General features: G+C 46.5%; 18 protein-coding genes. 5 read left to right on the forward strand and 13 right to left on the reverse strand.

Annotated features, from left to right (window positions below):
* Window positions 1-30: 30 nt before the first annotated feature.
* The 5 genes from BMY75_RS06405 (at window position 31) to BMY75_RS06425 (ending at window position 7,553) form a co-directional block, all read left to right on the forward strand.
* Window positions 31-1,491 (forward strand): flotillin family protein, encoded by a 1,461-nt coding sequence (locus BMY75_RS06405; protein WP_074831368.1) that lies wholly within the window; start codon window positions 31-33, stop codon window positions 1,489-1,491.
* Between the two features lie 59 nt (window positions 1,492-1,550).
* Entirely contained in the window at window positions 1,551-2,978 is a 1,428-nt protein-coding gene (locus BMY75_RS06410) for a transglutaminase domain-containing protein (protein ID WP_139199735.1), read from the forward strand.
* Between the two features lie 601 nt (window positions 2,979-3,579).
* The gene (locus BMY75_RS06415) at window positions 3,580-5,358 is read left to right on the forward strand and encodes a dockerin type I domain-containing protein (RefSeq protein WP_074831374.1); all 1,779 of its coding nucleotides are present in this window, start codon (window positions 3,580-3,582) and stop codon (window positions 5,356-5,358) included.
* A gap of 197 nt (window positions 5,359-5,555) precedes the next feature.
* Entirely contained in the window at window positions 5,556-7,067 is a 1,512-nt protein-coding gene (locus tag BMY75_RS06420; protein WP_074831377.1) for a RodZ family helix-turn-helix domain-containing protein, read from the forward strand.
* Between the two features lie 21 nt (window positions 7,068-7,088).
* Window positions 7,089-7,553 carry a hypothetical protein gene (locus tag BMY75_RS06425; protein ID WP_074831380.1) on the forward strand — a complete coding sequence of 155 codons (465 nt, stop codon included), beginning with the start codon at window positions 7,089-7,091 and terminating at the stop codon, window positions 7,551-7,553.
* A 125-nt stretch (window positions 7,554-7,678) separates the two neighbouring features.
* Here the strand turns inward: BMY75_RS06425 and BMY75_RS06430 are convergent, their stop codons facing one another.
* The 13 genes from BMY75_RS06430 to BMY75_RS06490 all read right to left on the reverse strand — a co-directional run bounded on the left by BMY75_RS06430 (window position 7,679) and on the right by BMY75_RS06490 (window position 24,011).
* Complete coding sequence (locus BMY75_RS06430; RefSeq protein WP_074831383.1) at window positions 7,679-8,434, reverse strand: HAD hydrolase family protein; 756 nt, start codon at window positions 8,432-8,434, stop codon at window positions 7,679-7,681.
* Window position 8,435: 1 nt separating this feature from the next.
* Window positions 8,436-9,491, reverse strand: coding sequence for a cysteine protease StiP family protein (locus tag BMY75_RS06435; RefSeq protein ID WP_074831386.1), 1,056 nt, complete (start codon window positions 9,489-9,491; stop codon window positions 8,436-8,438).
* Between the two features lie 3 nt (window positions 9,492-9,494).
* Window positions 9,495-10,745, reverse strand: coding sequence for a phosphoribosyltransferase domain-containing protein (locus BMY75_RS06440; RefSeq protein ID WP_081350464.1), 1,251 nt, complete (start codon window positions 10,743-10,745; stop codon window positions 9,495-9,497).
* Between the two features lie 149 nt (window positions 10,746-10,894).
* Window positions 10,895-13,618: a calcium-translocating P-type ATPase, PMCA-type gene (locus BMY75_RS06445; protein ID WP_074831389.1), complete on the reverse strand. Its 2,724-nt coding sequence runs from the start codon at window positions 13,616-13,618 to the stop codon at window positions 10,895-10,897.
* A gap of 119 nt (window positions 13,619-13,737) precedes the next feature.
* Window positions 13,738-14,388, reverse strand: a complete 651-nt coding sequence (locus BMY75_RS06450; RefSeq protein WP_074831392.1) for a TerD family protein — start codon at window positions 14,386-14,388, stop codon at window positions 13,738-13,740.
* Window positions 14,389-14,402: 14 nt separating this feature from the next.
* On the reverse strand, window positions 14,403-14,984 hold the full coding sequence (locus tag BMY75_RS06455; protein WP_074831395.1) for a TerD family protein: 582 nt from the start codon (window positions 14,982-14,984) through the stop codon (window positions 14,403-14,405).
* 179 nt (window positions 14,985-15,163) lie between these two features.
* Window positions 15,164-16,351, reverse strand: a complete 1,188-nt coding sequence (locus BMY75_RS06460) for a toxic anion resistance protein (RefSeq protein ID WP_074831398.1) — start codon at window positions 16,349-16,351, stop codon at window positions 15,164-15,166.
* Window positions 16,352-16,353: 2 nt separating this feature from the next.
* On the reverse strand, window positions 16,354-18,639 hold the full coding sequence (locus BMY75_RS06465; protein ID WP_074831401.1) for a YceG family protein: 2,286 nt from the start codon (window positions 18,637-18,639) through the stop codon (window positions 16,354-16,356).
* A gap of 384 nt (window positions 18,640-19,023) precedes the next feature.
* Window positions 19,024-19,863 carry a polysaccharide deacetylase family protein gene (locus tag BMY75_RS06470; protein ID WP_074831404.1) on the reverse strand — a complete coding sequence of 280 codons (840 nt, stop codon included), beginning with the start codon at window positions 19,861-19,863 and terminating at the stop codon, window positions 19,024-19,026.
* Between the two features lie 95 nt (window positions 19,864-19,958).
* Window positions 19,959-20,204, reverse strand: a complete 246-nt coding sequence (locus BMY75_RS06475; protein WP_013498984.1) for an IreB family regulatory phosphoprotein — start codon at window positions 20,202-20,204, stop codon at window positions 19,959-19,961.
* A 160-nt stretch (window positions 20,205-20,364) separates the two neighbouring features.
* Complete coding sequence (gene pheT / locus BMY75_RS06480; RefSeq protein ID WP_074831406.1) at window positions 20,365-22,779, reverse strand: phenylalanine--tRNA ligase subunit beta; 2,415 nt, start codon at window positions 22,777-22,779, stop codon at window positions 20,365-20,367.
* A gap of 76 nt (window positions 22,780-22,855) precedes the next feature.
* Window positions 22,856-23,434 carry a hypothetical protein gene (locus tag BMY75_RS06485; RefSeq protein ID WP_074831409.1) on the reverse strand — a complete coding sequence of 193 codons (579 nt, stop codon included), beginning with the start codon at window positions 23,432-23,434 and terminating at the stop codon, window positions 22,856-22,858.
* Window positions 23,435-23,459: 25 nt separating this feature from the next.
* Window positions 23,460-24,011 (reverse strand): hypothetical protein, encoded by a 552-nt coding sequence (locus tag BMY75_RS06490; RefSeq protein WP_037287040.1) that lies wholly within the window; start codon window positions 24,009-24,011, stop codon window positions 23,460-23,462.
* Window positions 24,012-24,077 lie beyond the last annotated feature (66 nt).

Here is a 24,077-nt window from a genome sequence, read left to right on the forward strand (position 1 = left end):
AAATTCGTTTACTGACAAAGGAGATCTACTATGGGAACCGAGACAATGATTATTATATGTGTTATAGTTGCGGTACTTTTCGCAGCGCTTATGGCTATACTTTCAAGATACAGAAAATGCCCTTCCGATAAGGTGCTGGTAATCTACGGTAAGGTAGGTACAGACAAGAACGGTCAGGCAAGAAGTGCCAGATGTATCCACGGCGGTGCGGCATTCATCATGCCTGTTATCCAGTCCTATGAGTACATGGATCTGACACCTATCTCCATCAACGTTGACCTGAAAAATGCACTGTCGAAGCAGAATATCCGTATCGATGTTCCTTCGAGATTCACAGTTGGTATCTCTACCGAACCCGGCATCATGCAGAATGCAGCTGAGAGACTTCTCGGACTGAAGCTGATGGAGATACAGGAACTGGCTAAGGATATCATCTTCGGTCAGCTGAGACTTATCATCGCTACAATGGATATCGAAGAGATCAACTCCGACAGAGACAAGTTCCTGCTGGCAGTATCCAACAACGTTGAGATCGAGCTGAAAAAGATCGGTCTGAAACTGATAAACGTTAACGTTACCGATATCACAGACGAGTCCGGATATCTGGAAGCTCTCGGTAAAGAAGCTGCCGCTAAGGCTATCAACGACGCTAAGAAGAGCGTTGCTGAGAAGCACAGAGACGGTGAGATCGGTCAGTCCCACGCTCAGAAAGAGCAGAGGATCGAAGTTGCAGCTGCAAATGCTGACGCTATCAAGGGTGAGAACGATGCTAAGGTAGCTGTTGCACAGTCCGAGGCAGAGAGAAGAGAAAGAGAAGCAGAATCTCTGCGTAAGGCTACCGCTGCCGAGGCAGTTCAGGCTGCAAAGGCTAAGCAGGAAGCATACATCGCTCAGCAGGAAGCAGAGCTTACAAGAGCAGAACTTGAAAAGGCAACCCAGAAGGCTGACGTTATCGTTAAGGCTGAGATCAGCAAGCAGCAGGCTGAGATCCAGGCTGAGGCACAGGCTGAAGTTACAAGACGTAAGGCAAAGGGTGAAGCTGACGCTATCTTCGCTAAGATGGAAGCTGAGGCTAAGGGTAATCAGGAGATACTCACCAAGCAGGCAGAAGGTCTGAAGCAGATAGTTGCTGCTGCAGGCGGCGATGCAGATGCAGCCGTAAGACTCATCATCGCTGACAAGATGGAGCAGCTGATAGCTATCCAGGTCGAGGCTATCAAGAACATCAAGATCGACAAGATCACTGTTTGGGACAGCGGCGCTAACGGCGGTCAGGGCGGCGGTTCTACCGCTAACTTCCTGAGCGGTCTGATGAAGAGCGTTCCTCCTCTGAACGATCTGTTCGAGCAGGCAGGTATGTCTCTGCCTGAGTTCCTTGGCAAGGACATGAAGGATGCTCTGGAGAAGTCCCGCGAAGAGGCTATCCAGAGAGTTGCTGAGGAAGAGACCAAGAAGCTCGGCGCTAATGACGTTGAGATAATCGAGCCATAGTCGGCTAAAACTCATATCACCTCAAAATAAAAAAGATTCTGTCGGGTACGGCTCGTGCTGTGCCCGACAGAAGCATTATCTCTGATGATAATACAAAGGAGAACGAAATGGTCATAAACATAAAAAAGTATTTGTCGGCAGCAGCTGCGCTTCTGCTTACGGTGACTATACCCGTCAGCTGCAATCATTCTTCAAAGTCCGCAAAAAGCGGTAATGCTGATGATCCCTCAAGTCAGACAGAGGAAAGTACAGAGATCTCACAGGGCAGCGATTACAAATTTGAGACAAAGACACATCAGCTGGAGATAGACGGCAGTTATTATCAGGTGTACAGCAAGGAGATAAAATTCAATTATCTTGATAAACCATATGAGGAATGGCTTTCTTATGTAAGCCCATATGATGAATATGTACCTCTGTTATACAGCGATGACAGCGGATATTACACCACTCTGGATACCGTAGCTTTTGCTATACGCTACGCCTACGAGAACGGGATCGAGGAACTGGAATTCCCTGTTGAGTACGATTCTGCCCTTATTGACCTAGGCTGGCAGTACGCAGGACTTTCTTTTCCCGATGTCCCCATGACGGCAGGAGGCTGCGAATACCAGCTTACAGAGAACGGATATTACCGTATGAAGCTTTCGGATTCTGTACTGAAAGCGGCTTCTCACACCGATGAAGTTATTGCCGCCGCTAAGGAGATAGTCGAGAGCATACCGCCCGAATGTACCACTGATGCGGATAAAGCTTATTATCTTTATGACTGGGTATGTACAAATGTCGCCTATGACGAATACCATATAAACAGTACCGGTATGGTAAACAACGAACCGCAGTCAGTTTACGGAGCGATAGTAAAAAAGAGAGCCGTATGTGACGGTATCGCAAGTGCAATACAGCTGCTGTTCAATATGGCTGATATCGACTGCGGCAAGGTCGATGCAGATGCTATAAGTGCCGACGAATCGGGTCATGTCTGGAATTTCGCATACATCGGAGATGAGGTATGGGATTTCGATGCCACTTGGGATCTAAGAAACTATTACGAAACAGAGGACGATGAACTTACTTCCTTTGAAAATTCCGAATACTACAAATGGTTCGGTACTGAACGCAGTTCAAAGCTGGGAATGACCAACCTGAACGATAACTGCATATACTTCCTGCCGCCCACCGAAGAAAAGTTTTCCGCTGATTCTCCTGCGGCAAAGTGCGCGGATATCCTGGTGAACATTACAGATGAAAGCGACGACATCGAGTACATATACGACGGAAAATCACATACATCGGTGGAAAACGAAAAGCTGAGAGAAATTATCGATCAAAAGGGTCATGCGGTTTTGAAGTTCAATGATCCGTATCTTCTTGAAGGTTTCGACCATGAACTTGAACTTTATCGTGAACCAATATATAAAGAGAAAGATAATTCAGAGCTGGTATATGAACTTGACCTTGAAAACTGTTTGCTAGAACTGAGATAGCCAATTAGCTCCGGTTTGCGCCTTACAGCATGCCAGAGCTAATAATTTTTCATGTTTTATCTTTTAATTATTTTGAATTCGTGTAAAATCAACTAATATATTTATTTCAAACGTTTTCTTAAAATATCTTGTTTTTGCCACAAGTTTCATATCATTATAATTTCTTTTAACTAAAGTCACAATCATAGCATTGATAAATATATTTAACATTCAATTTTCGCGATAAACAGGGCAAATTCGGTTACAAAGTTTGTAACAATTTTAGCATTGATCATCTGCGATATAAATTTCTGACACTGCAATAGGCAAAATGACAAAAACAGTTATAAAAATTCGTGAAAATCGCCAACAAATATATAAGAACAAACATTCCTATACTATATATTGTATGTGCTTATTTTATCACAACTATATAGCTTGTAATTATTTTGTAACTAATGAACATAGCGTTTAAATTTAACTAAATATGCTTCACGTTAATAAACCTTATGGTTGACAATGCTAGTATTTTACTATATAATATGAATACAACAAAACAAACAGTACGAGTTAAGAACAATCATAAAAATATGTCCCTTTTGTTCACCCGGAGGTGAGTTCGTTGATACTTAAAAGAACAGCGGCTGTGCTCATGGCAGCGGCTATGATGTTTGGTACAGCTGCAGCATCTAGCAGCAATATCATCAAGGCTGCCGCAGCACAGGATAGAAACGGTGTATGTTCATACACATATATAGACGTCAGAAAAGACGCAGATAAGAACTCGGCTGCCAAAGGCTGGCTGGACGGCGGAGATGCAGTTAGCATACTCGGCGAGAAATACGACAGCAACGGTACACTTTGGTATAAGATACAATATGAACTTCTTATAGGTTATGTTCCCGCAGCTTCTATATCGGTAAACGGTTCTGCGTCAGCTGATTACAGCAGTGATTTTGAAAGCTATCTGGATTCTCAGGCTTTCCCTGAGAGTTACAGGATATATCTCAGAGAACTGCACAAACAGCACCCCAACTGGATATTCAAGGCTCAGCACGTTGGTATCGACTGGAATACCGCTGTAAGCGAGGAGACCGTAGTCGGCAGGAACCTTGTTCACAATGGTGCTCCTGATTCATGGAAGTCCAGAGCGAAGGGAGCTTACGATCCAAACACCGATACATGGTATCAGTTGGATACAGGCTGGGTAGCAGCTTCTGACGGTATAATAAAGTATTATCTCGACCCCAGAAATTTCCTGACCGAGAATTACATATTCATGTTTGAGAATCTCTCATACGACCCTGCTGTACATACAAAGGACGGCGTTGAGGCTATACTCCGCGGCACCTTCATGGACGGCGGATACACTTGCCCCGATACAGGCGAGTGGTATTCTTATGCAGATACATTTATGAAGGCAGCTGAGGTATCAGGCGTTTCGCCTTACCATCTTGCTTCGAGATGCCGCAATGAACAAGGCGTTTACGGTGCACCCCAGTCACTGGGTACAGTATCGGGCTATGAGAATTATTTCAATTTCTTCGATGTCGGCGCTTACGCTACTGCTTCGATGACAGCCGGCGAAATGGCTGCAAAATATGCTTCCAACTACAATGACAGCTATCTAATGCCCTGGACTAATCAGTACAGGTCTATAGTAGGCGGTTCGATATTCCTTGGCAACGGTTATATCACCAAAGAACAGGATACACTTTATCTTCAGAAGTTCGATATGACCGACGGCGGCAACGGATATTTCGCACATCAGTACATGACCTGTGTATTCGGACAAGCCAATGAAGCTGTCAGCCTGCTGAAAGCCTATAGTGATGAAGTTCTGGATTCTGCTATGGAATTCAAGATACCCGTATACAACAATATGCCTTCGTCACGTTGTCCCAAGCCTGATTCAGAATGGGACAACAATGATTATCTCAGTTCTATGAGTATTTCGGGTGTCAGCATAAGCCCTGCTTTCAACAGCTATACTGAGTCATATACCGCTAAGGTATCGGCTGACACCAAGAGCATCTACGTTTCGGCTAAAGCCAGCAGCAACAGCTCAGGTGTTTACGGCACAGGCGAGATAGCTCTTAAAGACGGCAAAAACACTATCGAGGTTTCATGCGTTTCACCTGCAGGAACCACCAGAGTATACAAGATCACTGTTAACAAAGCTTCCAAAACAACAAATACTACTGCAAAAAAGACATATTTGAAATACGATGTCAACGGCGACAACAAGGTAAATATAACCGATGTTATAGTTGTTTTAGCTCATATTTCAGGCAAGAAGTATCTGGTTTCGGCTGCTGAAAAAAGAGCTGATATCGACGGCAACGGCTTTGTCAATATGTCCGATGCTATGCTGATCATCAAAGCCGTTAAAGGTAAGTAAATAAAGATCTTTGCGAAGTATAGTAATATAGACCGCCCTGTCAGGTATCTGTCGGGACGGTCGCTTTTTTGTTGGATATGACAAATTTCACTTGACATTTAGGCAAATTAATATTATAATTATAATAACCGAGATCTTATACGGTAGAGAATAAATTTACGGCAATGCCCCTCAGGCTTGTCGGGTCAGGAGGATATATGCTGATATGCAATAAATGCGGAAAAACAAGCAAGCGCGGTAAATTCTGCGTGTACTGCGGCGGTGAGCTCACCGAGTTCTTTAAGCTGAAAACTGCCGAGAATAACAACGCCCCCAAGGGCACCTGCCCTCAGTGCGGAAAGGAGTACACAGAGGGTGGATTCTGCGTATTCTGCGGCACTAAGCTAGACAACAGTACGGTAACTGAAACTGTTGTGGAAGCTGTTCCGGTTGTTGAAACTGCTCCTGTTGCAGAGCCTGTTGTTGAAACTCAGGCTATTGACGAGCCCGAGCCTGCCGCTACACCTGAGCCTGTGCCAGAAGTTGAAACAGCTCCCGTTGCCGAAACTGCTCCCATAGCTGAGACTGCTCCTGCTGAGGAGAGCCAGCTGAAATGCAGTGAATGCGGAAAGATACACAGCACCGGAAAATTCTGCACCGCTTGCGGCGGAAGTCTTGTGCCAGCGAACGCGCCTGCGGCTGAAACAATATCCGACAAGCTTGCCTGCGTAGTCTGCGGAAAAGTACATGATGGCGGAAAGTTCTGTACCTCCTGCGGCGGCGAGTTGAAACCTGTGGGCGAGGCTGTTGAAGCACCTGGCACCGCTCCCTCACTGACCAAAGAACCCGAGGCAGCGCCTGTAATAGAAAGCGCTCCTGTAGTTGATACTCCTGTCGGCGGACTTAAATGCGAAGTCTGCGGCAAACCCCATGATAAGGGCAAGTTCTGCACTTCATGCGGCGGTAAGCTTGTTTCTGCTTCTAACGAAACCGCTCCCGCGGCGGTCATCGAAAGCACTCCTGTGGCTGAAACTCCTGCAGGCGGACTTAAATGCGAAGTATGCGGCAAGCCACATGATAATGGCAAATTCTGCACTTCCTGTGGCGGAAAGCTCATCTCTGCGGCTAACGATACTGCTCCTGCAAATACAGAAGCTCCCTCAGCTGAATGGCTGAAATGCGCTGTTTGCGGCAAGCTTCACGACAAAGGCAAATTCTGCACAGCTTGCGGAGGTCAGCTTGTTTCTGCAAGCGCGGCAGTTGATCCAACTCCTGCTGTACCCACACCTGCCGAGCCTGTGGCTTCGGTAATACCTACGCCTGTATCCGCTCCCCTGCCAAATAATCCGACGGCACCTGTTTCTGTACCATCGGATGCGAGCGCAGAAGCTTCGGGCAAACTGGTATGCAAGGTTTGCGGCAAGATTCTGGATAAGGGCAAGTTCTGCACAGCCTGCGGCGGCGAACTTGTTCCGATGGACACCCAGTCTGTGACCGCACCTATTGCTGATAACAGCGGTCTTATTTGCCCCACCTGTGGCAAAACTTTCGAACGCGGCAAATTCTGCACGGTTTGCGGTTCAACACTTGTGGCACAGAATGCGGCTCCAGCGGCACCTGTAAATGACGGCAAGCTGCACTGCGTACAGTGCGGCGCTGTATTCGATCACGGCAAATTCTGCACCTCCTGCGGAGGTCAGCTTGTGACTTCGGATAAGCTGAATGTCTGAACTCTCGACAGATGTATTGATATGACAAAAAAATCATATGGCAGATTAATTCTCGGCGGTCACGATTTTCAGGTCAAAGACTGCGGAATGACAAAGTTCTATATATTCGACAACGACGAGGACATTGACGAGGAGCGGGATATCATAACCAAAACCGTTTCCATGGAAGTCAGCTTTGAAAAAGGGAGTTTCGACAATGAAGAGATCACTCCTAGGCTGAATATAAATGAGTTTCCCACGGGAAAAACTACTCTCAGTGAAATGATCGGCATGGAGTTTGAAGTATCGAGTATCAAAGAAGCCTTTGAGCGCGAGGATACTTTGTATGTCTTTGAACATGAGCCGCTAGTAAACTACAAATGGTCTATCATCGGCGTTGAAGATAATCTCGTGCACGTTAAGATAAGCGGAACTGCTATTACGGACGGCTACTCAAAGCCTCCTAAAACTGCGGTATTTGAGGGTGAGTTCTGGCTCGCGCATTAACCAAATAATGGATAACAAGGTATCGGCTTCAGCGGTGATAACGTATCATCGCTGATGTCGATGCTTTTTTATTCGCGTACAAGAAAGCACTTCTGACAGTATTTGTCAAAAGTGCCTTTAATAGGTTATTCACTGCATTTATCAAGAAGTGTTTCAATGACGAATTCAGCGAAATCGCCGTCTCCTTTGAAGACGCTTCTGTTGGGATTTTTAAGAAGCGGGTCGAGGGCTTCGGGGATAATGGCTAGATCTGCGGCTTCAAGCATGGGCAGGTCAATGGTGCTGTCCCCTGCGGCAATGATGAATGCGCCGTTTTCGCCCTGTGCAAGACGTTTCAGTGCTTTGCCCTTGTTTATCTCAGGGGGCAGGAAGTATATTTTTCTACCTGAGAGCATAACGTCAAGCTCGGTGATGGAACTGTATCTGTCCATAAATTCTCCCACATATTTGGGCTTGGCACAGGATATGTAGAGGTACATCTCATCGACTATCCTCACCACATTCAGCTTTTCGTTGCCCTCAAGCTCATCGCGGAGTTTTTCCATCAGTGGCATTAGTTCATCGGCGAAGCGCTTTTCACTGTTACGCCAATCCTCGTTTTGAATACCATTTTCAATGAGTATCGCGCCATTTGTGGTTATCGCTCTGGTATAACAGCCTTCGGGCAATTGTATCCTTTCAAACTGTGCCACGGAACGGGTAGTCAGGGGGACAAGCTCAACATATTCGGGGAGAGCTGACATCTGAGCGTGAACTTTCCCGCTCATGAAGCCCTGCTCGGCACCGTTTAGCATCTCAACGCAGATATCTCCCTCACGCTTGTGCTTGTATGAATGTATCAGAGTATTGTCCAGATCGCTTGCAAGTAGTATCTTTCTCATATCAGTTATCTGCCATCGCCTTGATAAGCCCGCAGGCACGGTAGTGTTTCAGCGGGTACTCCACAAGCTCGCAGCACTTTTCCTCGGCGAGCTGATACAGATGCCCCAGATGCTCATTATCATCAAGGCTGTGTACCAGCATTTTCCAAGGCATTCTGCGCAGAAGCACTCTTGTGGCTTCGCCGATGCTGGGCTTGACCAGATTTATATCGGAGATACCGAAATCGCGGCAGATGCTTTTTACCTCCTCCATGGTGTTTTCTGCTGTGTCGGCGGCATTATCGGTGAGGTCGTAGTCCTCAAAGCTGAAATGCTCCTCCACGGTATTTATAAATTTATAGGTGAGGTCTTTATGGGCGAGTTCTTTGTAGAAAACTGCGCCGTGAAAGTCCTTTTTGCCTATGATATCGTTTCTCAGGAAAGTTCTGCTCAAAAGCCCCGAAACTGTGGAATTAAGGCAGCTGCTGGCTATGAGGAAATCATCGTGAGTGCCACATTTTTCGGAGATAAAGGCGGGGTCTGAAAGCACACCGAGACCTGCACTCACCTGCGGATAATCTTTCATAGCCTCTTCAAGCTGTCGGGTGATAGCGCCCTTGCCTGTCCAGCCGTCAATAAACTGGATATCCTGAGGTTTATGCCTTGCCAAGATATAGTCCATGGCATTTTTGTCGATACCTCTGCCGCGGATAATGGAGATGGTGTAGTGAGCAGTATTTATGCCGTACTTCCTGTCCATATAATGTTTCAGCAGTACACCGATGGAAGTACCTGCCCTGGCGAGGGACACCAGTACTGCATTCTCGCCTTTGTCTTTGTATATCAGCTGTCCGAGCCTGCCTACGGCTTCGGCGGTTATTCCGCTGTACATATCAAGCGCCGTGTAAAAAGACTTCATGTACTGCTCTGAGGGTTCATACTCGATTGGCAGCATTTCGCAGTAATGTCTGCCGCCCTGAATCAGTTTTTCTCTTTCCTCGGTGCTTTGGGGCTTTACCTGACCTGTGATATCTTTAAGGAGTATCGTTACATCTTCATTTTTATATGAACCGAACATCAGCTATATCCTTTCTACGATTATCTCTTTGCAGCCGTAATGCCTGAATAACGAGCCGAGTTCGTTTACAGCGTCCATATTCTCGGGCGCGGAATCTGTCACGATGAGAACAGAATCGTACTTTGCAAGGTCATACAGGAAAGTCTGCCTGCCCTTTTCGTAGAAGCTTTGAAGCTTGTAGCCATTGAATATGGGATAGCCCTCGCTTCCGCAGATACCTATGGGGCTGCGGGTGGTGGCATGGAATTTTACGCTGTTGTATGCGCCGCTGTTTTCAAGCTTTTCGGCTATGATAAGTCCCGCATACATACACTCCTCGGTGCCAATAACGGCAATATCCCTGCCTGAGGGTATCATGGTGCTGTCGGCTGAATTTATCATTTCATGGCGTGCGAGGATGTTATCGATGTACTCCCCTATCACGACGCCTGTTCTGGGTGAAGTGTCGCCATCCTCTTTCAGCAGATAAGCCGCCTTTATCATGTCATCGCTTTTATCGGCACAGGGCAGGTCGGACGCACCGCGTATCTCGAATTTGTTGACCATCTCGGTGTAATCCACGTTGTCTATCTTCAGCAGCTGACGGCATATCATTCCGTGCATTTCAAGTCTGCGGACGTTTTCCTCGCTCATGCGGTCGATGATGGAAGCAGCCACTATCTGCTTATCGCACAGCTGCGGAAATTCGTCCCTGAGCTGTTCTATCATGTTCACAAGGGTCTTGCCAGTGGAAAACTCATCATCCACGAAAATGACGGTGTCCGTGTTGTCGAGGGCGGCAGCAAAGCCGTCAGCAGACAGCTTCTGCTCGGTGGCATGGCTGTGTTCTTCCTGAAACTCTATCCATTTGCTGACCTCGGGGACTTCCTCGCGGGTGGTCTGGATATATACGCAGTCACTGCCCATATACTCTGCAACAGCTGCACCGATGGCAGTTGCTGTTTCAGCAAAGCCTACTACCAGCTTTGTACGTGGGAATTCCCTCTTCAGCTTTGCGCCCAAGGTGCGCAGCATAGTCAGGCAGTCATTTGGGCTTACGGGGATATGCTTGCCCTGCAGTGGGTCTACCAGAAGATATGTGCGCTTGGTGTTATGGAAGCGCTTTGCAAGATGCATCAGCTGCGGGAGAGTGTATTCTCTGAGTTGTTCGCAGTCCTCAGCAACTGATACGTTCATCACCGAGCTGCCCTTGATGACACAGGTCAGTTCACTTTCAAAGCTGTTTCTATTCTCTGATGTGAGCTTGTTTTTCATATTGCTTTCTCCTTTATGTTTGATTCGTTTTATGCCTTTTAAAATGCCCGCGTAAGACCGTGAGCATTATAAAAAGCACCCGATACCATTACTGTAAACACGGCTCGCACAAAAGCGTGTGAGCCGTGTACAGTTGATATGGTTATTGCTTATTCAGCTGTATTGCCGGAGCCCGAAACTGCCTTTCTGATAAGGTCAACGGGTATCATAGTAATAGCCATGAGGACTACTACTACCCAGCCTGTGATACCGAAAGGTACACAGCTGAACATCTTACCAAGCCACTGGAAAGGTGCCAATGGGATAAGACCGCAGTTTACAATAACTGCCTGAACAGCGATGATAGCGCACATAACTCTCAGGAAGCCGGGGTTCAGGTTAAGACCCTTGAAAATACCGAACTTCTCGTCTCTTACATTGAAGCCGTTTGCAAGTGCGCTGACGATGAACAGTACGAAATAGCCTGTTTTTAGCTTATCAACATCACCGTCAAAGAAATTCTGGCAGAGCAGACCCTTTGAGAGATCCTTCATCACGTCGCCGACACTGTTGCCAGCGGCAGGTAACAGGAAGAACAGGAAGCTCATGATGGTCAGCCATGCGCCCATAACGCCGATCTGTACAGCCATAGGCTTGCTGATGATGCTCTCGTCTCTTCTTCTGGGCTTTTCGCGCATATACTTTTCAAGTGCGGGCTCATTACCCAGCATGATAGCGCCGAGGCCGTCCATAACCAGGTTAACGAACAGCAGGTGTGTAACTTTCAGAGGTTCTTCGATGCCGAAGAAAGGTCCAAATGCGGATACAAGTACAGCTGCAACGTTGATTACCAGCTGGAACTTACAGAACTTAAGGATATTGCGGTAGATAGTTCTGCCGTAGAGTATAGCGTCCTTGATGGACTTGAAGTTATCGTCGAGGATAACGATCTCGCCTGCTTCCTTAGCAGCTTCGGTACCGCTGCCCATTGCGAAGCCGACATCAGCCTTTTTAAGTGCAGGGCTGTCGTTTACGCCGTCGCCTGTCATACCTACAACAAGGTTCATTTCCTGGCAAAGTCTTACCATTCTGGACTTATCGGTAGGCAGTGCTCTTGCGATAACTCTGATCTTGGGTATGATAGCCTTCAGCTCTTCATCGGACATCTTATTCAGCTCAGCAGAAGAAAGTGCAACTTCATCGTCGCTCTGGATAAGTCCTGCGTCCTTAGCGATAGCCTTGGCAGTTTCAAGACGGTCACCAGTTATCATAACTACCTGGATACCAGCTTCCTTAACTTCCTTGATAGCTTCCTTAGCCTCAGCACGAACGTCATCACGTATACCAACAAGACCGATGATAACAACATCGTCGTTGATCTGGTTCTCTACCAGGGGCTTCTCGGAATAACCGAAGCTCAGCACACGCATAGCCTTGTTAGCAAGGGCGTCGATCTTAGCATTGAGCTTGTCCATATCGATATCCTTGATATTGCCGTCAGCATCAAGGTACTTTGTAGCCTTTGCAAGGAGTCTTTCGGGAGCGCCCTTGTAGAAGGTCTTGCCCAGATTGTCGATCCTCGACTGGCTGAACTTGTTAGCGGAGTTGAAGCCCTGATATGTGGTTACTTCATATTCCTTGTTATCTTTCAGTGCGTTGAAATCAGCCTCGCCGATGAAGTGCATCAGTGCCTGATCTGTGAAGTTACCGCCGATGACGTTGTGGTTGCCGTCGAACAGTGACTGTGTGTTCTTGCCGATGGAGATATCCAGCAGTTCCTTGACTTTCTTGCAGCCTGCAAGCTTATCATTAGGGATAACTTCGCCGTCAGCTGTGAAGAATTCAACAACTTCAAGCTTACCCTTGGTAATGGTACCTGTCTTATCTGAGAACAGAACGTTCAGAGAACCTGCGGTCTCTATACCCACAGCCTTACGAACAAGTACGTTGTGATCCAGCATCTTGCTGGTATTCTGCATAAGAACCAGGGATATCATCAGAGGCAGACCTTCGGGTACTGCACATACAACGATGATGATAGCGATGGATACGCCTTCAACGATCTTCTTGATAACAGCTGGAGCGCCAAGTGCAAAGAAATCAGCAGGTCCGCCGGCTTTGATAATGAAGTAGATAATATATACGATAGCGATAACGATAGCCGAAACGTAACCAAATACAGATATCTGGTTTGCCAGCTTAGCCAGCTTTACTTTCAGAGGTGAATCGGGTTCGTCCTCGTTCATCTCCTCAGCCATCTTACCCATCATGGTCTTCAGACCAACCTGTCTTACATCGAGGTAGCCTTCACCATCGATACAAACAGCACCTCTGAACAGCGAGTGCTCATCAACAAAGGTATCACCTGTGATGTCGGTAGGCATTTCAAAACCGGGAGCAGCTGCGGTCTTCTTACATTCCTCAGCCTCACCGTTAAGTGCGGAGTTATCTACCTTGATGTTACCGTGAACGAGAACACCGTCCGCGGGTATCTTATCGCCCGACTGGAGCAATATCAGGTCGCCTGTAACGACCTCATCGACCTCGATAACGTTTGTAGCGCCGTCACGGATAGCCTTACACTTATCCTTCTCGGCACTTTCTTTCAGTTCGATATACTTCTGGTCACTTGCTACATTTGTCTTTGCCGAAACGAATGCAACTATCAGAACGGCAACTATCGTTCCGATAGGCTCGTAGGGCTCGGCAAGTCCCGCAAAAGCCATTATTATCATCAGGGCTGCGATAGCAAGCAGTATCTTGATCATGGGATCTCCGAAAGTTTCAAGGAACTCTTTCAGAAACGTGGTGGGCTCTGCCTCGGGTATGGCATTCGAGCCGTTTTTCGCGCGAGATTCTTCGACCTGTTGTGAGGTCAAACCTTTTAAATCCATAGTTCAGTAAACTCCCTTACAGCTTTTTTCCAACGAAAACGTTAGAAATATTTGTCAGAAAATAAGGAGAAACCGCGGACTTGCCGCAGTTCTCCTGTTTTCTCGATTTGAATGGGGTATCACATACCCGCGTATCTCTTGGCAAGATCAGCGATACTGCCGTCGTTGGTACCCTGACCGATAGCATTGAACTTCCATTCATTGCCGTGTCTGTATATCTCACCGAATACCATAGCTGTTATGCCGGGGTAGCTCTCGGTAAGATTGTACCTGCATATCTCATTATTGTTCCTGCCGTCTACCAGCCTGATGAATGCATTTCTGATCATACCGAAATGCTGGTTCTTCTGCAGTGCGTGGTAGATATTTACGGTAATGACTATCCTGTCATACTGAGGCGGCACCTGAGAAAGATCAACTACGATCTGCTCATCATCGCCGTCGCCCGCACCTGTCAGGTTATCGCCCATGTGGACTACCGAACCTGTTGCATGGCGCAGATTGCCGTAATAGATGATATCATTCTTGTTGGTGAGCTTTCCGCCCTGAAGCACGAATGCCGAAGCATCGCAGTCGATGGTATCACCGCCAATGCTCTGCATACTGCCTGAGGTATTGCCGCCGAAGAGGTTGGAGAAGAATCCGCCCTGCTTCTGCGGTGCGGGAGCGGGTGCAGCCTCGTCCCAGCCCAGACCAACTATTACTTTTGAAAGTCCGGCACTTTCCTTGGAAAGGCTGACTTTTTGTCCTTTTTGAAGATTAATAGACATTATCAGGTCGCTCCTTATTCAGCGTCGATGCCGTAGTGACCGCAAAGTGCAGCCAGACCGCCCTGGAAGCCGCTGCCGATAGCGTTGAACTTCCACTCACCGTTATTTCTGTAAAGCTCGCCTACAACGATAGCTGTCTCGATGGAGAAGTCCTCACCGAGGTCGTATCTTACGATCTCCTCGCCTGTTGCCTGATCAACAACGCGGATGAAGGAGTTGGATACCTGACCGAAGTTCTGTCTTCTGTTGTCAGCATCGTATATAGTAACTGTGAATGCGATCTTGGAGATGTTTGCAGGCATCAGGCTCAGGTCGATCATGATCTGCTCATCATCGCCGTCTCCGCCGCCTGTCAGGTTATCACCCATATGTTTAACAGCGCCGCTTGAGTGCTCCAGGTTGCCGTAGAAGATGAATTCCTTTTCGGAAGGGCATCTTCCGCTGTCATCTGCCATGAAGCAAGCTGCATCCAGGTCGAAATCTGCACCTGAATCGAACGCATTAACGTCCCAGCCAAGACCGATCATGATATTTTTCAGTCCGGGATTTCCCTTTGTCAAGCTAACTTTCTGTCCTTTGCTAAGATTGATAGGCATAATTTTGTCCTCCTCATAAATACATTTTGGCTTTGTGCCTTTCTTTTGGTATGGGGCTTTGCCCCTTTATCTTTCTGTATTTGCATTATAACAGATTTTTAACTGCTTGTCCAGCTACGAAAGTTGGAACTTTCGCAACGGACAGTTGCAAATTACAGATAGCGTACATGATAAGCGGTTTACTTCCTCTTGTCGGGAACGTCGTAGTGAGCCTTGAAGTCCTCTTTGATAGCTTCAAGTCTGACCTTGTCTTCCTGACGCTTCTTTCTTGCCTCAGCCTCGATACCTCTGGTCTCCTCGATACCATTCATGATGGTCTTCCATGTGGTCTCAAGAGTCTCGATCTGTATCGAGCTGCCCGAAGCAAGTCTTGCGGTCATCTTGGACTGCTCAACTGTATTGTGGGCATTCTTTATCAGCATCTCGTTGGTCTTCTGATCCAGTGCTGCCATAGATTCAGCCTGTATCTTCTGTCTCTTCAGCAGTATAGCCTGAGCCAGTGCCTGCTTGAATATAGGCAGAGTGATGATGAATGCGGAGTTGATCTTTCTTACAAGGTTGTAGTTGGAGAACTCCATTGTCTTCAGCATAGGTATGGACTGCATAGCAACGTTCTCAGCTGTTCTCAGATCCTGTACTCTCTGTTCCAGCATCATCAGTGCCTGATTGAGGGACTGGAGCTCAAACTGTATGGAGTTATCGCCTGTCTTTTCAAGCTCATCCTGCTTCTGTGCTATGTAAGCTTCCAGCTCACGGCAGCCCTGCTCGCCTGCGAGGATATACTTTACAAGATCGTGATAGAAGTTGACATTAGCATCGAACATTGTGTTCAGCTTTCTGTTGGACTGCTTGATCTCGTCCTCGTATTTTCTCAACTGAACGTAGATCTTATCTACTTCATCGCCCATTGTGTGATACTTGGCAAGTATCTTATCCAGCTGTTTTCTTGCGTTGTTGAAGAACTTCTTGAAGAAAGAAGGATCATCCTTTATCTCGTCAGCATCGAACTTCGACATGATGTTCGCCAGAATCTGCATCAGTTTGCTGGTCTCATCTATCTGTGACATATTCATGCTGTTAAGCACCTGATCTGAAGCCTTTGCTATCTCATCGGCAGCCTCTGCGCCGAAAGATACGATAGAATCAAGGTTATCCAGCTCGATAGTGCTTACAAGAGCATCTACCTCGGGTGAATTAACGAGCTCGGTGGTCATCTTTTCTCTGTCTGCCACGATGTCATACTTTTCTACTACCGAAAGCTCTGTCTCCTGCTGTACAGGAGCTGCTGCCATTGTAGGCATTGCGTCTGTTGTCGGTGCTGCTGCGGGTGCAGGCTGTGGTGCAGCCTTTGTGAAATCAAGTCCCATAGTTATTTACCTCTCTTAAATATTCTTTCTCGCCATGAAGTTGGCTGTTTTTTAACTACAAATCTTCTCAAATCGGGCACGTTAAGATCATAGACGTACTGCCCTATCTGATGTTCCTCCATCACAGTTGTGTTGAAGAATTTTTCAACGCTCTGATATCCCGTAGGCACGAAGAAAACTATATCAAAGCCTATCAGGTTCAGGAATGCGATTATGATGGAATCCTCCAGCGATATCATTCTCTCGCCGGGATTTATATACACGAGTTTGGGATTCGACTTTGTGAAATCAAAGCTCTGTATTTTTCTGACCATATCCATATTAAGGTTCATAATGGTCGCGACTATCGTATATTCGGTGCCGTTTTCAAAAGTACCCTTTATCATACGGCTGTCGATGAGGAGCTGAAGCTTATCCAGCATATGATCCTGTATCTCATCACGCAGGAATCCATATCGGTAGCTGGGGTGATTCTTTATTACACGCCTTTGCAGCATACCTCTTTTAAGGAATTCGGTGCTGTAGCTCTTCATCTCGTTATAGCTGTCAGTGCTTATATAAGGCGCCTGAGTTATAAGGAACGTATCGGGAGTAAGCAGCTGTTTTATGCTGCCCCAGTACTGTTCCAAATCTCCGTCCTTAACACCCGATACCTTCGCGAATATGACAGGCATATTCACAACATCCTCAACGGTGCTGAAATTCGGGCGGTATTTAAGCTCCTCTTTCCACAGCAGAGCTATCTCCTCGTACATTGTTTTCAATGTCAGGGCATTCGCCTTTGAATACTGCCTGTTGCGGTAGATGCCCGAATCCTGATACATCAGGGTGTCAAGTTCGCGCTCAGCATGATAAGCAAGAGTGCCCATCTGTATCTGTGTGGTCTCTGACGGGAATTTCTTCGCATCGAGAGTCTCGGCACAGTTCTGCTCGAAAAGCAGTTTATCGGTAAGGCAGCATTTATCTGCATTAAGGTTGGGGACGAGTATCAATACGTCCACAGGCAGCCTTGCCAGAAATCTCAGGAACATAGCTTCATGCTCGTTCTTGCAGCCGCCCATCAGTATGAAGCAGGCAAGCTCGGGCATACGCCAGTTGGCGAAAAGCTGTGTCATATAGCGTTTCAGCCAACATATGATATATACCGCTTTATTTGTCAGCCTGTTGAGGTTGCTGTTATCGGCGGCACATTCGCCCAGCATGGTATCAACGAAGCTCTTCACCATTACCCTTTGCAGCTCGATATTGTTGCCGTAGCGTATCTGCAAAGCAAGGTCGGAAATCATCTGTTCGGGCTGGTTATAGTATTTTCTGGGAACGCCGTTTATCTCATCCGGTGTGGGAAGAGGTATTCCCTCGTCTATCACCACAACCTGTCTGCCACTCTTTTTAAGTTCGAGCTGCATCTGGTAAAGGTCGTTGAGGTAGGTCAGCTTATCCCAAACGCCGTTTATCCGTGTGAAGATGTTATAGAACATCTTGGGGTCTGTACCTCTCTCGGCGGCAGGCTTTTTGAAATCGGCGATATGTTCTTCTTCGCCGCTCATCCATGCGTTGGTGCAGTTGGTGAATCTCGGCTCGGGTCCGTAGAGCCTTTGCCTGTTAGCCTCAGCCTGCTGCATCTGGCGCATACCCTTAAGGCTGAAACCATCGGGGAAAGCACCCAATCCTGCGATATCCAGTTTATAGGATGTCTTCGACATAGGGTCGAGTTTCAGATATTCGTCATCGCCGTTATACTGCAAAAGCACCACATCGCACCCTGCATTTGAAAGCACGGTTATCAGCAGAAGTTCGTAGTTGCTGATATCGCCCTCATAGAGTATCTTCGGCACTTTGCTCTCGCCCAGCTGAGCTGTCACGCGCTCAAACTTATAGTAAAGCCAGCACATGAATTTTATATAGCAGTTTTTGAGCATATTATCATTCTTGCCCTGACTGCGCAGCTCATTCAAAGTATTATAAATAGAACCTGCCACGGCACCGCGCTGGTAATCGCTCATTCGGGGGAGCCATTTTTTCAGCTTCATTGTCAGGAAATTCAGATCCATCTTGAAATCCATGCCCATCATTTCTTCAAAATAGGCAAGGTTCTTATTATCGGGATTCGGTATCCTGCCCTCGATGATGACACCGCTTGTCCGTGCGGCTTCGTAATATTTTTTCAGAAATTCCGCTACCTGCTCGTTATATCCGCAGACGCGGTAAAAATAAACTCCTTTTTCGGGTCTTGCGCTAAGTTCCTTGAAGTAGTCATCAAGCCCGACCAATCTCTTATGTTCAAACATTCAGACATACCCTTATTTATCCGCAAAACAAGCCTTTTTCGGCAGTTTTTGGCGGAGCATTTTTTCTTTTGGATAATACCGTTATTAAGGTATTATTTTCCTTATCTATTATACCTCATTCAGCAAATAAAAGTCAAGAGTTATTAATAGTTTTGACTTCGATTCGTTAATTTAGATATATCGGCTCGATAATTGTTAGTCATTTCACCCAAAGTGAATATGATGATATTGTGAAAATCGACAGAAACGGTATCGCTTTGCTCAATGAATAATGAATAGTGAATAACGAAAAATGAATAATAAAGGTATCGCCTTTGGCGATGTTTTTTCTTGACATGAAAACGGCACTTCTGCCTTTTTGACAAAAGTGCCGTTATGGTTAATTTAGTAAAATTCAAAGCCATCTGCGCGGATAGCATCTATCAGGTCGGGGAGTATCTGCGCATTGGTGGCAGACACCGAATGCAGCAGATATATCGCACCGGGATGGGCGGCGTTTTTCAGCTTTTCAAGGGACTGCGCGGGGTCGGCCTGGTCGTCTGTATCCCAGTCAGCGTAGGCAAAACTCCACAGCATCGTCCGGTAGCCGCAGTCAGAAGTCACCGCAAGGGACTGCTCGGAAAATTCACCCATGGGCGGACGGAAAAGGTTCATCTCAACACCAAAATTTTTCTTCATATACTCATGAAAGTCAAGTATCTCACTGCGGGCGGTTTCTGGCGTAAGCGTTGGCATTGAGTAGTGATGCACCGAATGGTTTGCCACGGTATGACCCTCATCTATCATGCGGCGCACAAGCTCGGGATTTCTCTCGGCATAGTCCTGCACGAGAAAGAACACCGCTTTGACGTTTTTCTCTTTCAGCGTATCGAGTATTCCCGAAGTATAGCCATTTTCGTACCCCTGATCGAAAGTCAGGGTTATCTTTTCCGTATCCTCATTCAGCGCCGTTGCGTTGAACTTTCCGTATGTGCGGTTAAAATCCAGAGCGCCTGTGGTACGGTTCTTTTCGTCCACCTGAACGCCCTGTCCGTAGCCGTGTTTTTCTGACGAAAGAGCTGAGAGATCTTTTACTGCCTGGGCTGACATCATCACAGGTTCAGCTTCGGCGGTGGTGGTCTCAGGAAAATCCTCATTTTTGCCAGACTTCCCTGTTACACCGCAGGCAGTCAGCACACCCGCCGTGAAAACCGCCGCGAGCCTTGCAAGTATAAGCTTGTTCATGCACATTCCTCCTTTTTCACAGTATCTGCAAAAGCTGAGGATACATACATAAAAAGAGGACGAAAAAATTTTCCGTCCTCTTTGACAGCTTATTATCAGTCCTGAAGATAATTCTTCACAAGTGCCTGAAGCAGTTCATCTCGGTCAATATGACGAATAAGACTTCTGGCATTATTATATGTGGTTATGTAGGTTGGATCCTCTGAAAGGATATATCCTACTATCTGATTTACAGGATTATAGCCCTTTTCTTTCAGCGCATCATATACTTCCGTCAATGTCTTTTTAAGTTCGGATTCCTTATCACGCTGAAGCGAAAATTCCATTGTTCTGTCGTTCATATGATTCATCTCCTTGCTATACAGGATCACACCGCTGCAATCAGGCTGGCGTATATGTTCCTTTTTATTATTATACTCTATTTTTTGGAAAATAACAAGGGGTATAATGAATTTTATCAAATTTGCACAATTTTCGCAACAGAATTTTTACAATTAACATTTATCTCAGCTCTGCGCCGATAGCAGAAAGCTCCTTGATAGCCTTTTCCATTGCCTTATCAGCCTGATCATCGGTCAGTGTGCCTTCGAGAGATCTCATGGAAATGGAGTAAGAAACTGACTTCTTGCCTGCTTCGATCTGCTCGCCTCTGTATACATCAAAGAGTGTAACGCTCTCGAGTATTCCGCCGACAGCTTTCTTGATAGCCTTTTCGAGTGCAGCTGCGGGAACTTCCTCGTCACATACAACAGAGAGGTCTCTTGTGGATGCAGGGAACTTAGGCAGGGGCTTGTAAGTCTTGGTATCGCAGGAAAGCTCCATCAGCTCGGGGATATTGATCTTGCCGATGTAGGTTCTTGCTTCGATGCCGTAGTTCTCCATTACCTTGGGGTGGAGCTCACCGATCACACCTACCTGCTTGCCATCGACCTTGATAACAGCGCATCTGCCGGGGTGGAATGCGGAAACTTCGGGGAACTCGCAGTTCTCATCAGGTCTCTCGTACTCAACCTCTTCAACGCCAACTGCATTCAGCAGACCTTCTGCCATACCCTTGAGGGTGTAGAAATCAGCGGAACTGTCAGTGGTATCATAGAAACCGAAACCAAGTCTCATAGGCTCGTTAGGGAGTACTTCGCCCTCAACGGGGATATATTCATTACCCATCTCGAAAACATAGCACTCGGGGTTACGGTAGCTGAAATTTCTTGCAACAACTTCCAGTACAGAGGGAACGATAGTTGTTCTCATAACGCTGGTGTCCTCGCCGAGAGGATTCATGATGGTAACGGTATTTCTCAGCTTGCTGTCAGCAGGAAGAGCGATCTTATCGAAATACTTGGGTGAGATGAAGGAGAATGTCTCGATCTCGTTGAGACCCATGGAGAGCATAGCTGCCTTTACCTTGCGCTCATAGTTCTGCTTAGGAGTACGCTGTGCATTTGCAACACCTCTGATTATAGTATCGGGAATGCTGTTGTAGCCGTAGATACGCGCAACTTCCTCAGCGATATCAGCCTTGCAGCCGATGTCAACTCTGAACCAGGGAGCGTATACTCTGCCGTCCTTAACAGTGAATTCCAGCTTATTGAGAATGTTTATCATCTCAGCTTCGGGGATATCTGTTCCCAGAAACTTGTTTATCCAGTCAGCGCTGAACTCAACATTAAGGGGAGTTTCGTTCTGGTAATTCTCGTCGATGATCGTCTTTACAACCTCACCTGCGCCCAGCTCTTCAACCAGCTGGCAAGCTCTCATGAGAGCTTCATAGCACTCGTGGGGGTCAAGACCCTTGTCGTATCTTGAAGAAGCGTCTGTTCTCATTCGGAGCTTCTTAGCAGTTGTAGCAACGCTTGCGCCGTCAAAGCAGGCAGATTCAAATACAACGGTGGTTGTATCGTCCATGATGCCGCTGTACTCGCCGCCCATAACACCTGCTACCGCAACAGGCTTCTTAGCGTCTGCGATGACCAGCATTTCCTCGGAAAGCTCTCTCTCGATACCGTCAAGAGTTGTTATCTTTTCGCCCTGTTTAGCATTGCGGACATTTATCTCTGCACCCTCAACGTATCTCAGGTCGAACGCGTGCATGGGTCTGCCGTATTCCAGCATTACGTAGTTTGTGATATCAACGAAATTGTTGATGGGACGAACACCGCTGGCACGGAGTCTTTCTCTCATCCATCTGGGAGAAGGACCTATCTTTACGTTCTTTACAATAGCGCCGATGTATCTCTTACAGAGATCGGTGTTGTGTATCTTAACTTTCAGCATTTCATTAATATCGCCGTCAATGCCCTTGAATTCAGGCTTCTTGACTTTCAGTTCCTTGCCGAAAGTAGCGGCAGTCTCTCTTGCAAGACCGATAACGGACATACAATCGGGACGGTTGGAAGTTATCTCAAATTCAACAGTAGTATCGTTGAAACCTATAGCTTCACGGATATCCTTGCCGATGGTCTTGTCGCAGTCATCACCCAGGATGAAAATGCCATCCTCGATAGCGTAAGGGAAATCATGAACGGAAATACCCAGTTCGCCCAGAGAGCAGAGCATACCGTTTGAAGCCTCGCCTCTCAGCTTACCCTTTGTGATCTTTACTGTCTTGCCCTCGTGAAGTACGGTGGACTTGTGCTTTGCAACAGGAACGAAATCGTCCTTTTTAACGTTCTGTGCACCTGTAACTATCTGTACCAGTGCACCCTCGCCGACATCCAGCTGGCAGATGAACATATGGTCAGAATTGGGGTGAGGAACTATCTCCTTTACCTGACCTACCACAACATTCTCCAGATAATCGCCCTCAACGCCGTAACACTCCACCTTTGAGCCTGAAAGGGTAATACCCGAAACAAAATCCTTTATAGGCATATCGCAGTCAACATAATCTGCGAGCCATCTCATTGAAAGATCCATTTATTTATCCTCCGTTTAAATTATTTTTATTTCCAAGCCCGCCGCCCCACAGACGGCTGAGCCATACATACGATTTTTACTTTTTCTCCTCGATAAGCTTAGTGAAAGAATCAAACCTGCCTTTTATATATCTGCCTTCCTTTACAGTCACTATATGGCTGTCTTTTTCGCCCTTAATTTTTATGCTTATCTTGCCGTAGACATCACCTTCCGCCACTAGCTCTCCGATGGCTCCGTCGACATAATTCTGTTTAAGTGCGATATCGATACTTTCAATATCGCTGTACCTTGTAAGAAAGCATATATCCGGCACACAGAGAAATTTATCTGTGAAATAGAATTTTTCAAACCTACACTCGGGGGCAGCACCGTACAGCGACTTTATCTCATCTTTGCCAACATGAGCCATACACCGCTTCATTCCGGCAAAATAAGTGTTTTTGAAGTAGCCTAGCACCAAGCCCAGCAGATACAGCAGAAGCGCAATCATACACAGTGACAGAAGCCATACTATAGGCTTTGGAAGTTCGCGTATAAGATATGAAGATAACCAGATGATCACACCAACATATATACAAATACACAACACACCAAGTTTAGCCCGTTTTGAAGCTTTTTTGAAGAACCAAGTTCTCATAAATCTCATTAATGTCATACCGAAAACTCCTTCATGCTTTGGGTCAGCTATCACTGTGAGTGAGACTTTTTTTCTTTTCCTCGATCATACGCATGAATTTTCTCTGCTCTATAAAAAATGTTTCGCTGTCTGCGATACGTATATCTACTTTTCTGTTATCATCAAGCAGTACCCTGAGATAATAAGTTACATCGTTCGACCGCGGAGTAGGCATTTTTAATACAGACAAATCCTTTATTTTATCATAACGCAACAGAGCAAAATATGCCGGTGCGCAGAGGAATCTATCCGTCAGGTAGAAAGTGTCGTAATACATCTTGTCTGGAGGATTAGCGCCCAGACTCTCAAGTTCGTATTCTGACATTCCTTTCATAAGCTTTATCAGCTTAGGGTAAAGCGAGAACATTGCAATACCGCCAAAAGCCAGCAAAACAGCGCCTAAAAGTGTTACTGCACACCCAAGCTTTGTCACCGTCTTCAGCTGTGACTTTACACCTGCTATCGTAACAAAAATACCGATACCAAAAGCGACAAAGTGAATGACAAGATGTCCTATGCACATCTTATAGAACCAGTTGTTTCTGTAATTGCTCATATCTCACTCTCCCTTATGCAGATCGGTCTGTCTGAGTTTTGGGTTCAGTACGAACATGCAGTTTTT

Source organism: Hominimerdicola alba (genome assembly GCF_900109655.1).
In the GTDB taxonomy this organism is placed as follows: Bacteria; Bacillota; Clostridia; order Oscillospirales; family Ruminococcaceae; genus Hominimerdicola; species Hominimerdicola alba_B.

Coding starts and splice junctions, on each gene's coding strand:
- BMY75_RS06425 (WP_074831380.1), top strand. CDS start 7,089: ATGACAAAAAAATCATATGGCAGATTAATTCTCGGCGGTCACGATTTT.
- BMY75_RS06405 (WP_074831368.1), top strand. CDS start 31: ATGGGAACCGAGACAATGATTATTATATGTGTTATAGTTGCGGTACTT.
- BMY75_RS06490 (WP_037287040.1), bottom strand. CDS start 24,011: ATGAGCAATTACAGAAACAACTGGTTCTATAAGATGTGCATAGGACAT.
- BMY75_RS06435 (WP_074831386.1), bottom strand. CDS start 9,491: ATGTTCGGTTCATATAAAAATGAAGATGTAACGATACTCCTTAAAGAT.
- BMY75_RS06445 (WP_074831389.1), bottom strand. CDS start 13,618: ATGGATTTAAAAGGTTTGACCTCACAACAGGTCGAAGAATCTCGCGCG.
- BMY75_RS06420 (WP_074831377.1), top strand. CDS start 5,556: ATGCTGATATGCAATAAATGCGGAAAAACAAGCAAGCGCGGTAAATTC.
- pheT (WP_074831406.1), bottom strand. CDS start 22,779: ATGGATCTTTCAATGAGATGGCTCGCAGATTATGTTGACTGCGATATG.
- BMY75_RS06460 (WP_074831398.1), bottom strand. CDS start 16,351: ATGGGACTTGATTTCACAAAGGCTGCACCACAGCCTGCACCCGCAGCA.
- BMY75_RS06430 (WP_074831383.1), bottom strand. CDS start 8,434: ATGAGAAAGATACTACTTGCAAGCGATCTGGACAATACTCTGATACAT.
- BMY75_RS06465 (WP_074831401.1), bottom strand. CDS start 18,639: ATGTTTGAACATAAGAGATTGGTCGGGCTTGATGACTACTTCAAGGAA.
- BMY75_RS06455 (WP_074831395.1), bottom strand. CDS start 14,984: ATGCCTATCAATCTTAGCAAAGGACAGAAAGTTAGCTTGACAAAGGGA.
- BMY75_RS06440 (WP_081350464.1), bottom strand. CDS start 10,745: ATGAAAAACAAGCTCACATCAGAGAATAGAAACAGCTTTGAAAGTGAA.
- BMY75_RS06485 (WP_074831409.1), bottom strand. CDS start 23,434: ATGACATTAATGAGATTTATGAGAACTTGGTTCTTCAAAAAAGCTTCA.
- BMY75_RS06450 (WP_074831392.1), bottom strand. CDS start 14,388: ATGTCTATTAATCTTCAAAAAGGACAAAAAGTCAGCCTTTCCAAGGAA.
- BMY75_RS06470 (WP_074831404.1), bottom strand. CDS start 19,863: ATGAACAAGCTTATACTTGCAAGGCTCGCGGCGGTTTTCACGGCGGGT.
- BMY75_RS06475 (WP_013498984.1), bottom strand. CDS start 20,204: ATGAACGACAGAACAATGGAATTTTCGCTTCAGCGTGATAAGGAATCC.